Origin of the sequence: Vibrio sp. St2, assembly GCF_947311885.1 — a bacterium.
GTDB classification, from domain to species: Bacteria; Pseudomonadota; Gammaproteobacteria; order Enterobacterales; family Vibrionaceae; genus Vibrio; species Vibrio coralliilyticus.
In genome coordinates this window covers 360,740-375,026 of sequence record NZ_CAMZNA010000003.1, presented here as the reverse complement: position 1 = coordinate 375,026, position 14,287 = coordinate 360,740, and the positions used below count along the sequence as shown (strand labels likewise).

Genomic DNA, 14,287 nt, shown 5'->3' with positions numbered 1-14,287 from the left:
TTTCGAACTATAAAGTTGGGAGTTTGGCCATGAATCTAAAACGCCTCCTTACGTTTAAAACCATTGTTGAGGAAGGATCATTTCTAAAAGCTTCACAAAAGCTTTATTGCACTCAGTCGACAGTGACCTTTCAAATCAAGCAGTTAGAACAAGATCTTTCACTACAATTGTTTGAAAAAATCGGCCGTAAGATGGTGCTCACTCAAGCGGGAGAAAAAATTCTTCCTTATGTTTACGAGCTCGCACGAGTGATGGAAAACATAGAGGGAACGGCACAACAAGAAAGTTCTGAGCCAACAGGAGAGCTGAAAGTATTGGTCGCCGAAACTCAACTCGCATATAAAATGGCCAAGGTTTTAAAAGAATTTCGAATTAGAGCACCAAAAGTCAGGCTCTCTTTGCAATCACAAAACTGCTATCAAATTCGAGATGAGCTGATTGCTGATAAAGCCGATTTAGGCGTGTTTTATCAGGTCGGCAATGACGATGCGCTAGAAGTTCATGAATTTGAGCAAGAACCGTTAGTGCTGATCGGATCACCGCTTTTAAAAGAGTTGGATTTACAAAAACAAGGCCAACACATTGAGTTAGGATTCATCAGTAATGGCCCTCAGTGCCTTTTTCGCCAGACCTTTGAGCGTATCATCCGAGAGCGAGCAATAACCATCGATAACATGATTGAGTTGAGTAGTATTAACACTATAAAAAACTGCGTTGAGAGCAACATTGGAATTTCATATCTGCCTCGTTTTACTGTTGAAAAAGAACTACAAAATGGCCGCTTACAAGAGATTTTATTCACCAACGAACCACAAATGATAGAGCCTAGGTGTGGGTATCATGCGGGAAAATGTGTAACACCTGCGATGGATGTCTTCATTGATTGTATGCGTAATGAATACTAAATATTACCCCGCTCCAAAAAACCAAAAAGCGAGCACTAAGCTCGCTTTTTTAATGTTAACCGCAACGTCTATTACAGTAACTCTACTGACTGCTGGGCGATAACAAATTCTTCGTTAGTAGGAATCACCATAGCCACAGCGTCGAGTATGTCAGATTTAGCGATTATACCGGCACTGCCAAAACGTGCTTCTTCATTCCCTTTTTCGTCTTCGATAAAACCAAGTAACTTGAGATTATTGAGGATTTCTCGACGGATAGGCAACGAGTTTTCACCGATGCCGCCAGTAAAGATGATCGCATCTAACGATTCAAGAGGAATAAGATATGAGCCGATGTACTTAGCGACGCGATAAGTGAAGACTTCAAAAGCCAGTTTAGCGCCTTCATGGCCATTTTCCATTGCTTCCAAAATACCGCGAGCATCAGACGTCAAGCCGGACACACCAAGGAAACCTGACTTCTTATTCAACGTTTCGAAGACTTTTTCCTGACTCCAGCCCTTCTTCATCAAAAACTCGATAATACCTGGATCTAGGTCACCAGAGCGTGTACCCATCATCAAGCCTGCCAATGGCGTAAAGCCCATCGATGTATCGACAGATTGGCCATTACTGATTGCACAAACAGATGCACCATTACCTAAATGCACAGAGATAAAGCTGGATTGCTCAACAGGTTTACCTAGCATTTTAGCCGCTTCACGACTAACAAAGTAATGACTGGTGCCATGGAAACCATATCGGCGGATGCCGTATTCCTTGTACAGTTCGTTTGAAATCGCACCTGTAAACGCCTTTTGAGGCATTGTTTGGTGAAACGCTGTGTCAAAGACAGCAAACTGAGGAAGGCTTGGGAACGCTTGCATTGAAGCTCTGATTCCCTTTGCGCCTGCTGGGTTGTGGAGCGGTGCCAAGTCAGACAAGGTTTCAATTTCAGCCAAGACTTCGTCGTCGATACGAACTGTTGAAGTGAACTTTTCGCCACCGTGCACGATACGATGTCCCACAGCAACCAGATCCTGAGTAAAACCTAATGACTCCATCAGGCCAACAATTCGGTTAATTGCGTGTTGATGGTGGTTGTCTGGAGCAGTGATGGCCTCCTCTGTTTTCTCACCCTTATATTTCCAGCCGATTACCGCTTCGGAGAGGCCAAAGCATTCCCCTAATCCAGTTATGACAGCCTCACCAGTGACGGAATCGATAACCGCGAATTTAAGAGAAGAACTACCAGAGTTGATAACCAGCACAAACGAGTTAGACATGGAGTGTATATCCTGTTTCAGACCGAATTTTGAAAGCAAAATGCTTTTTGTTGTGTGCTTTACATTATTCAATATTTTTTTAATGATTCAACTTTATTTTAATCACAACCTCAATCGAAACGATTTTTTGTTGATCTAACGCAATCTGCGATTTAATTCGAGCAATGAATTTATTGTTAGTTTTATAAATATGCGATCCAGACCTACACTAAACTCTAACAAATGAACGTTATGAAATAAGCGAACTGTGTTTCTATGGTTTAAATCGTGTCGGCGTTAGCAATTTTTCTGGTTATATCAGGCATCATCATTTTATTAGCGGGATACATTCCAGCTAACAAAATTTGTCGAAAGATAAAACACGTAGGCTGGCAGGTACTGAGTTACCTTATCATCGGGTTTGTTGTCGGCTATACCTTTGTTTTAGGGTCAATTTTCGCCAATCCAGACGTCACACCCGTCTTGTTTAGCTTATGTATTATTCTGTTTAGCGGCAGCGTATTCGTGTACATGGTCACCACTTATAGCTTGCAAAGTATTGAGCAACTTCACTTACTTGCTGATGAGGAAAAACACAATGCACTGCATGACTCGTTGACCGCCCTACCAAACCGAAAGCACTGTATTGAAACCATCGAACTACTTATCGAATCAGACAAGCCCTTTGATCTGATGCTGCTTGATATCGTCAACTTCAAGCAAGTTAACGACGGGATGGGTCATTTTTGCGGGGACCAGCTACTCATTCAGATTGGCCAACGAATTTCCTCGCTGCTTAAAAAGGAAGACTTTATTGCTCGTATTGGTGGTGATGAATTTGTCATCATATGCCTTGATAGCAATGAAGCCAGCGCAAAAGCACTCGCAAAGGAGATTGACGTCGAACTGCGCAAACCATTCGCCATTGACGGATTTGAACTTAGTACAGGTGCCGTCATAGGTTTGAGCGAATTTCCACGGCACGGAGACGATGCAGAACAAGTCATCCATGCCGCAGACGTTGCGATGTATTGGGCGAAAAAATCAGGCCATTTAGTGGCATGCTACGACGATAAAATGAGTCAGGGGGCAAAACGTAAGTTACGTATTGCGAGGGAAATAGATGCCGCTCTGCTACACGATGAGTTTTGCGTTTATTATCAGCCAATCCTATGTGGAACGAATGCGTTTGTCTGCGGTTATGAAGCCTTGATACGCTGGCTAAAGCCAGACGGCACGCTAGTCAGCCCTGTAGAATTCATTCCCGTTGCCGAACAAAGCAACAAAATCACATCTATTACCAGTTGGGTGCTCGATCAAGTCTCGGCGGACATTGAAAAGCTCAAAAAGAATGGAATTGACTGCCCTGTTCACGTCAATCTATCAGCCAAAGACTTAATGGGGAACAACCTCAAGCGTCAGCTGGAAAAGCTGATTCAGATTTATCCTGATATTACCGAAACACTCATCTTAGAAATCACAGAAAGCACGGCGATTAATCGATTGAGAAGCCCAGAAAAATTGCTAGAAAGCCTGAAAAGTCTTGGATTTAAAATCAGCTTAGATGATTTTGGTACTGGTTACTCTTCTCTGTCACTGTTACGTGATTTGCCTGTTGATCAAATCAAGATTGACCGTTCATTCCTATATCAATTGGAAACGAATCAGCGTAATGGTTCTATTGTCTCTAATGCCATCGCGCTGGCACATGGTTTAGGCTATACCGTCGTTGCTGAGGGTGTTGAAGATGAGCAAGTATTGAACATGCTTAGGCATTATGGTTGCGACTATATTCAAGGCTTTTTCTACAGCCCTGCACTGAAGATTGATGAAGCTATCCGTTGGACACAGAAACACAATCCCCCTCAAATTGTCGAATTGGCTAAACAGCCTTAACAATCCATTCGAGCTGAAGTAGAACATAGACACCTCGCCAACTACTAATGCCTCCAAGAAGATGTTTGGCTTCCCAACAGCAGAGGTTAAGTCTTAGATACTAATGGATAAGTCGTATCTTCATACTGTTGCGCTTTGTGATGACTTATTTACTAAGTAAACAGCTTATGGCTATTAGGTATCATTTTCATGATTGAATCGTCGAATTTATCACTGAGCAATTTCCACTCGATATCACCAAATCACTACCAATAACCCCTACCCATGAGTAACAAAATGTATCTATAAAAAATACAAATATAAAAAAACATAACGGTATCAATTCATTGTTATTTAAGGTTTTTCTTTCCCTCTAACTTTTTATTTTATTTTTTGAAGAACCAAGGAACTTTCACAGTAGAGTCTTTCGCATCGTGTATTCACGAGCAAACATCAAGCCAACTAACTGGCTAAATAATATGGACTTTATTATGAAAAAAACGATTTTAGCTGTTGCAATCGCTTCCCTATCTGCCACGTCTTACGCTGTTGAGCTATACAACAACGATGGCACCACTTTCGCTATTGGCGGTCACGTTTCTGTGAACGTTAACGGCTCTGAGCAAGGTCACACTGACGTAGGCACAAACTCTCCACGTATCAACTTTAACGCTACTCAGGACATCGGCCACGGCTTCACAGCAGACGCAAAAGGTGAATGGGCGCTTAACTACCTAGATGGTGGCGATCAGACATTTACTACTCGTCTTGGCTATGTGGGTATCACTCATGAAGAACTAGGTCGTGGTGTTGTGGGTACTCAGTGGGCGCCGTACTATGACGTCGCTGGTGTGGCTGATATGCCAATCGCGTTCGCTAACGAATTTATCTACGACGATCACGGAATCCTTGGTACTGGCCGTGCTGACAAGATGGTGAGCTACCGTAACGGTTTTGATTTCGGCGAGATGGGTAGCCTGTCATTCGGTCTAGGTTGGCAGGGTTCAAAAGACGAGACTAACGAAGAAACTAGCGTAAAGACGGTATACGATGACCGTGGTCAGATTGCTTTGACTTACGCTATCGCTGATTTCGGCTTAGGTTACACATTTAACACTGGTGATTTCACCACAGGCACTTCAACAAAAGAAACGGCAGAATCTCACCTAGTTTCTGTTAAGTACGGTACTTACGGTAACGGCCTATACCTAGCGGGTGTTTACGGTTCAAATGAATACATGAACTACAACGGCTCAACTCTGCTTGTAGAAAGTGATGCATACGAAGCACTGGCATCTTACGCATTCGAAAACAGCCTCAACCTAATCGTGAACTACGAACAAGTTGAAGGTAAAGAAACTAAAGCTGGTTCAACGGTGACTGCACGTGAAGAAATGGCGCTACAAGCTGAATACAACTTCACACCTAAGTTCATTGGTTACACGGCGTACCAATTCGACCTGAAAGACGAAACAGGCTACAACTCTGATGACAAATGGGTTATCGGTGCTCGTTACTACCTGTAACTCTTAGAAAAACTGTCCTATTCCTGGCGTAGAATACGCATGCCAGTTTTTGCTCACTCCCGTCGGAGTGAGCTTTTTCCGTTTCTGACGCTAAAAAGTTTGGCGTAAGGATCATAAAGTAGTACAACTGAATAGAGATGTTTCAGCGCTCGCAACGCTATCTGTGGCAGAGGTACACCATGAATATAGGCTCCGTGGCAAAGCTCACCGGATTATCCAGTAAATCCATTCGTTTGTATGAAGAAAAAGGCGTCATTACTCCCCCAACTCGCAGTGATGCGGGTTATCGTGAATATGGCGAGCAGCACGTTCAGGAGCTTAATCTGGTTTCCCGAGCAAAAAATGCCGGGTTTTCATTAGCAGAATGCAAAGAGTTTGTGGAGTTAGCTCATAACCCAAAACGCAAAAGCAGCGAAGTAAAAGCCAAAGCTCAGGAGAAGCTCAAAGAAGTTGAATTAAAAATTCGAGAGCTACGTGAAATAGAGAAACAACTAAAAGGTTGGGTTAATGCCTGCCCCGGTGATGAAAATAGCGATTGTCCGATCATAGAAGACCTGACCAAGTAAAGCTCACAAACGGCTGTTGTTTTTCTTAACCTTTTCAACAACCCATCATGAAGTACATCCTCAGATCATGTAACATTGAAAGACTACACAGTTACTTCGGATGTCTTCATGGAAGCAGAATTACTGGAAATAAAGAATTTCCTCTCTCAGCACCCACCTTTTGATGAGCTCGAAGATGAAGTGCTCAACTTCGTTACCAAGCATGTTGAAATTTCTTATTTTCGTGAGGATACGCCAGTCATCCACTTTGGCGACGAAATCCACGATTTGTACATGGTTCGCAGTGGTGTTGTTGAAGTTTATCGGCGCAAAGGCGAACTCTACAACCGACTGGATGAAGGTGCGCTGTTCGGGCAAATGGGCCTGCTCACCAATAACAAAGTACGCTTTCCAGCCAAAGCGACCAAAGATACATTGGTGTACTGCATTCCTGAAGCAGTTTTCCAGGAGCTCTACGACAATCACGAAACCTTTGCAGATTTTGTTGAAGTTGAAGATACCGCCCGACTTCGCCAAGCCGTTTCAAGCACCAATGAGCAAAATGATCTGACCACATCCAAAGTACGCACGCTCCTCACCGGTGACGCTCCATTTTTGGAAAAGACAGAAACTATTCAGAATGCAGCGATCAAAATGGCTGAAGAAAATGTCTCTTCACTATTGATCATCGACCCCGATATTCTTGAAGACAACGAAGAAGATAACTCACCACTTGTCGGCATCATCACCGACCGAGATCTGTGCACCCGAGTGTTGGCTGAAGGTCTGGATGCTAACGATGAAGTGTCCAGTGTGATGACAACGGAGGTCATTTCCCTTGACCATAATGCGTACGTTTACGAAGCGATGCTTACCATGCTGCGTTACAACGTACATCACCTTCCTGTTTTAAAAGACAAGAAGCCTATTGGCATCATCGAAGCCACAGATATCGTCCGCTACGAATCTCAAAACTCTTTACTCCTAGTTAGCAGCATCTTCCAGCAGCAATCGATCGAAGAGCTTGCGTCACTATCTGAGCAGGTAAAAGACAGCTTCGTACGACTGGTCAACGAAGATGCGAATTCTCACATGGTCGGCAGTGCCATGTCGGTGATTGGTAAGAGCTTTAAACAGCGAATTATTGAACTGGCCGAAGAAGAGCTGGGCGAACCCCCTATCCCATACTGCTTTCTCGCTTTAGGCTCTATGGGCCGAGACGAGCAAATTCTGGTCACCGATCAGGATAACGCCATCATTCTCGATAACTCCTATGTCAAGGAAGAGCACGACGAGTATTTCTCAGCACTGGCAAAGAAAATCTGTGATGGATTAAACGAATGCGGTTACACCTATTGTACAGGTGATATCATGGCCACCAATCCAGAATGGCGAATGACCCGAAGCGAATGGGAAGAGTGTTTTGCCGACTGGATTGACGACCCGAACCCGAAGGCCCTATTAAATGCCTCCATCTTCTTTGACCTAGTAGGTGTATACGGACGCCTGAAATGGGCAGAACAACTCAATGGGTTTATTGTCAGACGTTCACGCAAAAATAATCGCTTCCTAGCCTGTCTGGCTCGTAACGCCATGAATCGAACTCCACCACTCGGTTTCTTCAAAGATTTTGTGATGGAGAAAGATGGCCAACATAAAAACTCTATTAACCTCAAGCGTCGCGGCACTGCACCACTTGCCGACTTAATTCGCGTCCACGCATTAGCGGTAGGATCTCGTTCTACCAACTCCTTTGAACGCTTAGATGATATTCACGAAGCCGGCATTTTACCTAAAGGCAAAGCACGCGACTTACGAGACGCGCTTGAGTTTATTTCCATGGTGCGAATTCGTCACCAAGCACTCGATGTAGAGAATCAGATCGAACCGGATAACAATATCGAACCGGAGAACTTATCTGATTTCGAACGACGCAACTTGAAAGATGCTTTCCAAATCCTAAGTAACGCACAGAATTTCCTTAAATTCCGTTACCAAGCCAGCAACAACTTTAAGTAGGTGAACGATGTTCAAAAATATGATGCGTGCACCAGCGATTGATTGGGAAAAGAAGTTTCAGGCGAAACAACAGACTAGCCGAAATGACTCACTCAAGCGTTACTACAGCGCTGAAGTTCCAAGTGCCGATACCAATCTGGAAGATGTGACCTTTCTAGCCATGGATTTTGAAACCACTGGTTTAGATTCAGAGCAAGATGACATCATCACCATTGGTACGGTGCCGTTTAACCTCAACAGGATCTTTATGAATCAAGCTCATCATTGGACGGTACGACCTCGTCAGCAACTGGCTGAAGAGTCCGTGATCATTCATGGAATCACCCACAGTGATATTCTCGACGCACCGGACTTATCGGAAGTTTATGATCAAGTCTTGCAGCAGATGGCAGGCAAAATCATGGTGGTACACTATCAGCGAATTGAGCGAGAGTTTTTTGATCGAGCACTCAAGGATCGAATTAATGAAGGGATTGAGTTTCCTGTCGTCGATACCATGCATCTTGAAACCCTCTACCAACAGCGCCTACACGGCGGAATACTAAATAAAGTGTTAGGTAAGAAGCCGGATTCAGTCCGGCTAGGCGCAAGCCGAGCGCGTTATGGTCTTCCTCCGTACACGCCACATCATGCTTTAACTGATGCAGTCGCCACGGCCGAGTTGTTACAGGCGCAAATCGCCTATCATTATGAACGGTCGACAAAACTCAATCAGATTTGGGTCTGATAAGAAATAAATCGCGGATACAAAAAAGGGACGAAAATTCGTCCCTTTTTCAATTTTACCATTTCGGCTAGCGATCGTATTTTTCAGTGCGCATGCCCATTAGCAAACTTACACACATCATCAACAATACAAAGGTGAATGGTAAGGCAGTTGAAATGGCACCCGCCTGTAGCGCCTGAACCGCTTCAGTCCCACCAACCCATAAAAGAGCAACTGCAATTGCACCTTCCATAAAGGCCCAGAATACACGCTGAAGTACAGGTGCATCGACTTTACCACCAGCAGTAATGCTATCGATAACCAGTGAGCCCGAGTCAGATGACGTGATAAAGAACACCAAAACCAGAATCACCGCGATGATTGAGAGAACAGTACCGAAAGGCAGTACGTCAAACATCTGGAACATTGCTAGCGAAACATCCGTCAGACCATTTGCACCTAGCTCACCGATGTTGTTAACCACTTGGTCAATTGCGATGCCGCCGAATACTGACATCCAGAGTAGCGTTACCGCTGTTGGAACCAACAGAACCGCTGTCATAAATTCACGTACTGTACGACCTTTAGATACGCGTGCGATGAACATACCCACGAATGGCGACCATGAGATCCACCACGCCCAGTAGAATACTGTCCAGCCTTGGAACCAAGCTTCATCTTGACGGCCGTGAGGGTTACTTAGCGGAATGATATTCTCGACGTAAGCCATTAGTGTTGTGCCAATATTGCCAAACGCCACCGCATAACCAATCAGAGCAACCAGAATCAGTAGCAAGAATGCTACGATCATGTTGATGTTACTAATAACCTTTACACCACCATCAATACCACGAACTACTGATACGACAGCCAGTAAAGTTACAACCGTAATGACAACGATCTGTAGACCCATACCTGCATCTAGGCCAAATACATGATGGATGCCGCTCGCAGCCTGCTGTGCGCCCAAGCCAAGGGAAGTAGCAAGACCAAACAACGTCGCTAATACCGCTAAGATATCAACAATATGGCCAGCCCAACCCCAAGCACGGTCACCAAGAATTGGATAGAAAATAGAACGGATAGAAAGCGGCAAACCTTTGTTGTAAGCAAAGAACGCTAGAGACAGAGCAACTACACCATAAATAGCCCAAGGGTGAAGGCCCCAGTGGTACATCGTTGCGCCCATCGCCAGTTTCGCAGCTTCGGGGGTGTTGGCTTCAACACCTAACGGTGTTTCAAACCAGCCTGTGTAGTAAGCAACTGGCTCAGCAACACTCCAGAACATCAGACCGATACCCATGCCCGCAGCAAAAAGCATCGATAGCCAAGAGATGAATGAGTAATCAGCCGTCGCATCTTGACCACCAAGACGTATTTTACCCAATGGGCTTACGATTAACGCGAGACAAAAAACAACAAAAATGTTTCCAGACCAGATAAATAGCCAGTCAAAGCTCCCGATAATTTGAAACTTCAAGCCATCCAGCAACGATTTTGCAGACTGCGCATCCATAACCAGCACTGCAAATAGGAATAATCCGATGAATCCGGCACTCACGCCAAATACGGGGTTATGAACATCAAACCCCCACTTCTGTACATTATCTTGTCCGATGGTGTAATCGGTACTATCGATACTGTACTTGTCTATACCTTTAGTCATCTTTCCTCTCTTGATGAATATTCTTCCCTAATCAAGTCTTCAGATAGAAAAATCGTTAGTGATAAAAACAATTTAATCTATATCAAGACTTGATCGACTCAACACCATTGTACGCCTAGATACAGATCATTCCAGTAAATCACTATTATTTGACCACTTTTTGGACGAATACGAATTCAAGAGCCTACTATTCACACAACAATCAACTATCTCTCACCCCATATTCATTTTGACTTCTAAACATTTGAGAACATCACATTTACACAAAAAAGTTTCTTCTCAAATCTCATAACTATTCATTCCCTCACTAATATGAGAAATAAGTATGATATTTATGAGTTTTCAGGCTTCATTTCGAGGGAATTTTCATGTATTTTCTCGCCTCCAAACGCTTCGCTCATTAAGGATTAACATTGGAAAAGCACGAAGAAGTTCTTATCTCTATTCGACAGATTATCCGCGCCATTGATCTGCACTCGAAAAGACTAAGTAAAGAGTCTGGGTTAACAGGCCCACAACTGATTCTTATGCGCTCAATAAGAGAGCTTGGAGAAGTGACGATTCGAGAGCTTTCTAACCATACGAATATGAGTCAAGCGACAGCAACGACAATATTGGATCGCTTAGAGCGCCAAGAGCTGGTCAAGCGTGTACGCAGCGTTCAAGATAAGCGAAAGGTTCACGCACACCTAACTGAAAAAGGGCTGGCAGTCCTCGACCAAGCACCAATGCCTTTGCAGCAAAACTTCATCAATAAGTTTCAGCGACTGGAAGAATGGGAACAATCACTGCTTCTTTCTTCGGTGCAACGTATCTCCTCAATGATGAATGCTGAGGATATCGATGTAGCACCTGTACTTGAGTTAGGAAGTATTACTAAGCCAGAATAACCACCCGCACCAGAATTGATTTAGCAACACTTTAGGCTTACTTTTTATAAAGGCGTAAAGGACAGCCAAAGGTGTTGCATGGTGAAAAACGAGACGCTTCAGACCCGACAGAGTGATGCTATCCTCGACATCAGACAACAGAAACAAGTTCTGAAGTTCATCGCCGCTATCACGCTCATTTTCTTCGTTCCACTCGGAATCAAAAATCTTCTCATAGGTGAAACCATGCTCGGCGCTGTATTGCTAGCGTTTGAGATTACCTTGCTTCTTGAAATTGCTGCCATTATCTATAACAAGGTCGGCCTCTTCGGGCATTTTATCCCTTTGGCTCTTCTCGTTACCTCAATCATTATGGCAGTGAACATCTTTGGCACATTGGCCACTTACTGGGTGTTCCCCATCATCATTAGCATTGTATTTCTTCTGCCAGCTCGCACTGCCACTATTGCTAATATCGTGGTATGTCTGGGTTGCACCATTGCCGTATTACCTCATCAGGAATTATCGGAAACCTCTCGCTATGCATTTTCCTTACTCGCGACCGCGGTCATTGTCCATGTGGTTGTGAAAGCGGTCAGACAGCTACAAACCGACCTTCGCTACTTGTTAGTAAGGGATCCTATGACCGGCGCTTACAACAGACACCAATTACAGAGCTCACTTGAGAACATTCGCCAGCTCTATACAACCTCGTCAATCGCGCTTATTGATATCGACAAATTTAAAACGATTAATGACCTCTATGGGCACGATGTCGGTGACCAAGTCATTACGCAGGTGGTAAAAATTATTGATGCCGAAACCGAGCACTCAACCATGTTGTTTCGTTTAGGGGGCGATGAGTTTCTTTTGTTGTTCCCTCAAGCGGATCAATATGCCGTTGAATCTTCAATGGAAGCAATCAACCGCGCCGTCAAAGAGAGCGACTATCCACAAGAAGCCAAAGTGACCCTCAGTTCAGGAGTGGCGGAGTCCCAACCCTTTGAAACTATCGAAGATTGGGTCAAACGCGCTGACATTGCACTTTACCAATCAAAAAGCCTGGGGCGCGACCGTGTTTCACTGTTTTCCCAACCAGATCGTGTGGACAATGACAATCAGAGCACTTATCAGCGCGCGTCTCGTTAATTAGTTGAATATGGGCAGTTGTCGAGCTTCTTTGACCTGTCGAATTGCCAAGTGTGTATGGATATCCTTAACATTTTCTAAGCGCTGGATTTTACGTGTAAAGGCTTCGTACCCAGCCAGATCATGACTGACAACTTCCAAGAGGTAATCATAAGCACCAGACACAACGTGGCAACTCACCACTTCCTCCATATCCCGAACAGCTTGCTCGAAGTCATCGATAGAAGAGGCTTGGTGGTTACTTAGGCTGACCTCGACAAATACCGTCATCCCAACCCCAACCTTATCTTTACTTAAGCTTGCACGGTAACTGGCGATCACTCCCTCTTCTTCAAGCCGTTTAATCCTTCGAGCACAAGGGGAAGGTGACAAACCGACTTTGTCGGCAATATCTGCTGTCGACTGACGGGCATCCTTTTGTAACAACATCAAGATGTGTTGATCGATCCTATCCATGGTTCACGCCTCTAAATAGCAATTTTCATTCATAAGTTAGCTGATTCAGCTAATACTCATATTGTTATTAGTTAACTTTGCCATATTTGGTCTTAAGAAACGACTCATAATTACTTACACCAAATTAATATACTAACAACGTTATGATCTCAGGTTACTTGGCAATGGCTGCCACACTGCTGCTCTGGTCTGGCTTTTTTCTTTCACTTCGTGGTGGCGCACATTCGGAGCTCACGACAGCAGATATCGCATTGGCTCGATTTCTCATCCCTTGTATCGTGCTGCTCCCTTTGGTACTTAAATCAATAAAACTCATTCAAAAAGTACCGAAGCGCTACATGCTAGGGATGTTTGTTGGCTGTGGTTTGCCTTATTTGTTGGTTGCCGGCACAGGCATGCAGCTGGCGCCAGTTTCCGACGGCAGCGCGTTAATACCGGGCACACTGCCACTTTTCGTGTCAGGCATCGCGGTAGTGCTATTTCGACAACCGTTAAGCTCTCACCGTATTTTGGGACTTATGCTAGTGCTCGGTGGCATCGCCGCTTTTCTCTTTCAGGGCTTTGGACACTCTGGCAATGGCTTATTGACCGGATACGTTCTGTTCCTGTTGGGGAGCATGATGTGGGCAACGTTTACTATTTGCGCGCGAGTTTCTAATCTGAACCCTTTAGTTGCTGCGGGAGTTATTTCGTTACTCTCGACACTTGGATTAATCACCCTTATCGCCAGTGGCATGCTCAAGAGTCATTTAATCGTGACCAGTGTGGCCGACTGGCCATGGAAAGAACTCGCGGGTCATATCACCCTACAAGGCATTGGTGCGGGTCTGGTTGCTGCATTTACCTATTTACATGCGATTTCAGTATTGGGCGCTGAACGCACCGCTGCGTTTGGTGCTGCAACGCCCGCGATAGCGACGTTACTTGCTATCCCTGTGTTCAATGAACAGCCCACCTTATTGGGATGGTTTGCGCTTGGAATGGTGTGTGTTGGCAGCTTGATCGCCAGTAATATATTTATGAAGCAAGACACTTCTCTGCTGTATCAGCCGCCAAAATTTAAATGATTCGAGGGATCAGCGTTAAACAGGGAACGAGAACACACAGAACGTAAATCTGGCGCGCAAGAGCTTTGTTCTCCATTTTGATAAGGAAGGGAGAAGCGATAAACATAGAAACTAGAACGTGCAGTGCCATATTAGTGACAAACTGTTCGAGTATGAGCGTAAACAGCAACCAGATCCCGATCTGTAGGCGGGAGATACGAATTTTAATTCCTAGCCCTACTATAAAGACTGACGCTGCAAGCGAAGAAATCATCAACAAA

At 44.5% G+C, this 14,287-nt stretch carries 13 protein-coding genes; 9 read left to right on the top strand and 4 right to left on the bottom strand.

The genetic code is table 11. The annotated features are described in order from the left end of the window. The first annotated feature begins 29 nt into the window (after window positions 1-29). Window positions 30-905, top strand: coding sequence for a LysR family transcriptional regulator (locus QMA41_RS13475; protein WP_281629920.1), 876 nt, complete (start codon window positions 30-32; stop codon window positions 903-905). Window positions 906-976: 71 nt separating this feature from the next. Here the strand turns inward: QMA41_RS13475 and QMA41_RS13470 are convergent, their stop codons facing one another. Continuing rightward, window positions 977-2,170, bottom strand: coding sequence for an acetate/propionate family kinase (locus tag QMA41_RS13470; protein WP_065741967.1), 1,194 nt, complete (start codon window positions 2,168-2,170; stop codon window positions 977-979). 267 nt (window positions 2,171-2,437) lie between these two features. Between QMA41_RS13470 and QMA41_RS13465 the strand changes: the two genes are divergently transcribed. The 5 genes from QMA41_RS13465 to QMA41_RS13445 all read left to right on the top strand — a co-directional run bounded on the left by QMA41_RS13465 (window position 2,438) and on the right by QMA41_RS13445 (window position 8,841). Continuing rightward, window positions 2,438-4,045, top strand: a complete 1,608-nt coding sequence (locus tag QMA41_RS13465) for an EAL domain-containing protein (RefSeq protein WP_281629919.1) — start codon at window positions 2,438-2,440, stop codon at window positions 4,043-4,045. A 470-nt stretch (window positions 4,046-4,515) separates the two neighbouring features. Then, on the top strand, window positions 4,516-5,550 hold the full coding sequence (locus QMA41_RS13460; RefSeq protein ID WP_281629918.1) for a porin: 1,035 nt from the start codon (window positions 4,516-4,518) through the stop codon (window positions 5,548-5,550). 179 nt (window positions 5,551-5,729) lie between these two features. Next, entirely contained in the window at window positions 5,730-6,116 is a 387-nt protein-coding gene (cueR, locus tag QMA41_RS13455) for a Cu(I)-responsive transcriptional regulator (RefSeq protein WP_006960797.1), read from the top strand. 108 nt (window positions 6,117-6,224) lie between these two features. Then, window positions 6,225-8,114: a DUF294 nucleotidyltransferase-like domain-containing protein gene (locus QMA41_RS13450; RefSeq protein WP_040121504.1), complete on the top strand. Its 1,890-nt coding sequence runs from the start codon at window positions 6,225-6,227 to the stop codon at window positions 8,112-8,114. A gap of 7 nt (window positions 8,115-8,121) precedes the next feature. After that, window positions 8,122-8,841 carry a 3'-5' exonuclease gene (locus tag QMA41_RS13445; RefSeq protein ID WP_281629917.1) on the top strand — a complete coding sequence of 240 codons (720 nt, stop codon included), beginning with the start codon at window positions 8,122-8,124 and terminating at the stop codon, window positions 8,839-8,841. Between the two features lie 67 nt (window positions 8,842-8,908). Here QMA41_RS13445 and QMA41_RS13440 read toward each other — a convergent pair whose 3' ends face one another. Continuing rightward, window positions 8,909-10,486: a BCCT family transporter gene (locus QMA41_RS13440; protein WP_006960794.1), complete on the bottom strand. Its 1,578-nt coding sequence runs from the start codon at window positions 10,484-10,486 to the stop codon at window positions 8,909-8,911. A gap of 413 nt (window positions 10,487-10,899) precedes the next feature. Between QMA41_RS13440 and QMA41_RS13435 the strand changes: the two genes are divergently transcribed. Beyond that, window positions 10,900-11,376, top strand: coding sequence for a MarR family transcriptional regulator (locus QMA41_RS13435; protein ID WP_006960793.1), 477 nt, complete (start codon window positions 10,900-10,902; stop codon window positions 11,374-11,376). A 78-nt stretch (window positions 11,377-11,454) separates the two neighbouring features. Then, complete coding sequence (locus QMA41_RS13430; RefSeq protein WP_006960792.1) at window positions 11,455-12,504, top strand: GGDEF domain-containing protein; 1,050 nt, start codon at window positions 11,455-11,457, stop codon at window positions 12,502-12,504. On the opposite strand, the gene QMA41_RS13425 is transcribed toward QMA41_RS13430, so the two are convergent. Next, complete coding sequence (locus tag QMA41_RS13425; protein WP_006960791.1) at window positions 12,505-12,960, bottom strand: Lrp/AsnC family transcriptional regulator; 456 nt, start codon at window positions 12,958-12,960, stop codon at window positions 12,505-12,507. It abuts the gene before it with no gap. A gap of 164 nt (window positions 12,961-13,124) precedes the next feature. Here QMA41_RS13425 and QMA41_RS13420 point away from each other — a divergent pair, with 164 nt between their 5' ends. Next, window positions 13,125-14,027: a DMT family transporter gene (locus QMA41_RS13420; RefSeq protein WP_019275166.1), complete on the top strand. Its 903-nt coding sequence runs from the start codon at window positions 13,125-13,127 to the stop codon at window positions 14,025-14,027. Here the strand turns inward: QMA41_RS13420 and QMA41_RS13415 are convergent. Continuing rightward, the gene (locus QMA41_RS13415; protein ID WP_281629916.1) at window positions 14,020-14,280 is read right to left on the bottom strand and encodes a hypothetical protein; all 261 of its coding nucleotides are present in this window, start codon (window positions 14,278-14,280) and stop codon (window positions 14,020-14,022) included. The two genes, QMA41_RS13420 and QMA41_RS13415, sit on opposite strands and share 8 nt — an antisense overlap. Between the last annotated feature and the right edge of the window lie 7 nt (window positions 14,281-14,287).

Coding starts and splice junctions, on each gene's coding strand:
- QMA41_RS13475 (WP_281629920.1), top strand. CDS start 30: ATGAATCTAAAACGCCTCCTTACGTTTAAAACCATTGTTGAGGAAGGA.
- QMA41_RS13470 (WP_065741967.1), bottom strand. CDS start 2,170: ATGTCTAACTCGTTTGTGCTGGTTATCAACTCTGGTAGTTCTTCTCTT.
- QMA41_RS13460 (WP_281629918.1), top strand. CDS start 4,516: ATGAAAAAAACGATTTTAGCTGTTGCAATCGCTTCCCTATCTGCCACG.
- cueR (WP_006960797.1), top strand. CDS start 5,730: ATGAATATAGGCTCCGTGGCAAAGCTCACCGGATTATCCAGTAAATCC.
- QMA41_RS13450 (WP_040121504.1), top strand. CDS start 6,225: ATGGAAGCAGAATTACTGGAAATAAAGAATTTCCTCTCTCAGCACCCA.
- QMA41_RS13445 (WP_281629917.1), top strand. CDS start 8,122: ATGTTCAAAAATATGATGCGTGCACCAGCGATTGATTGGGAAAAGAAG.
- QMA41_RS13440 (WP_006960794.1), bottom strand. CDS start 10,486: ATGACTAAAGGTATAGACAAGTACAGTATCGATAGTACCGATTACACC.
- QMA41_RS13430 (WP_006960792.1), top strand. CDS start 11,455: ATGGTGAAAAACGAGACGCTTCAGACCCGACAGAGTGATGCTATCCTC.
- QMA41_RS13425 (WP_006960791.1), bottom strand. CDS start 12,960: ATGGATAGGATCGATCAACACATCTTGATGTTGTTACAAAAGGATGCC.
- QMA41_RS13420 (WP_019275166.1), top strand. CDS start 13,125: ATGGCTGCCACACTGCTGCTCTGGTCTGGCTTTTTTCTTTCACTTCGT.
- QMA41_RS13415 (WP_281629916.1), bottom strand. CDS start 14,280: ATGATTTCTTCGCTTGCAGCGTCAGTCTTTATAGTAGGGCTAGGAATT.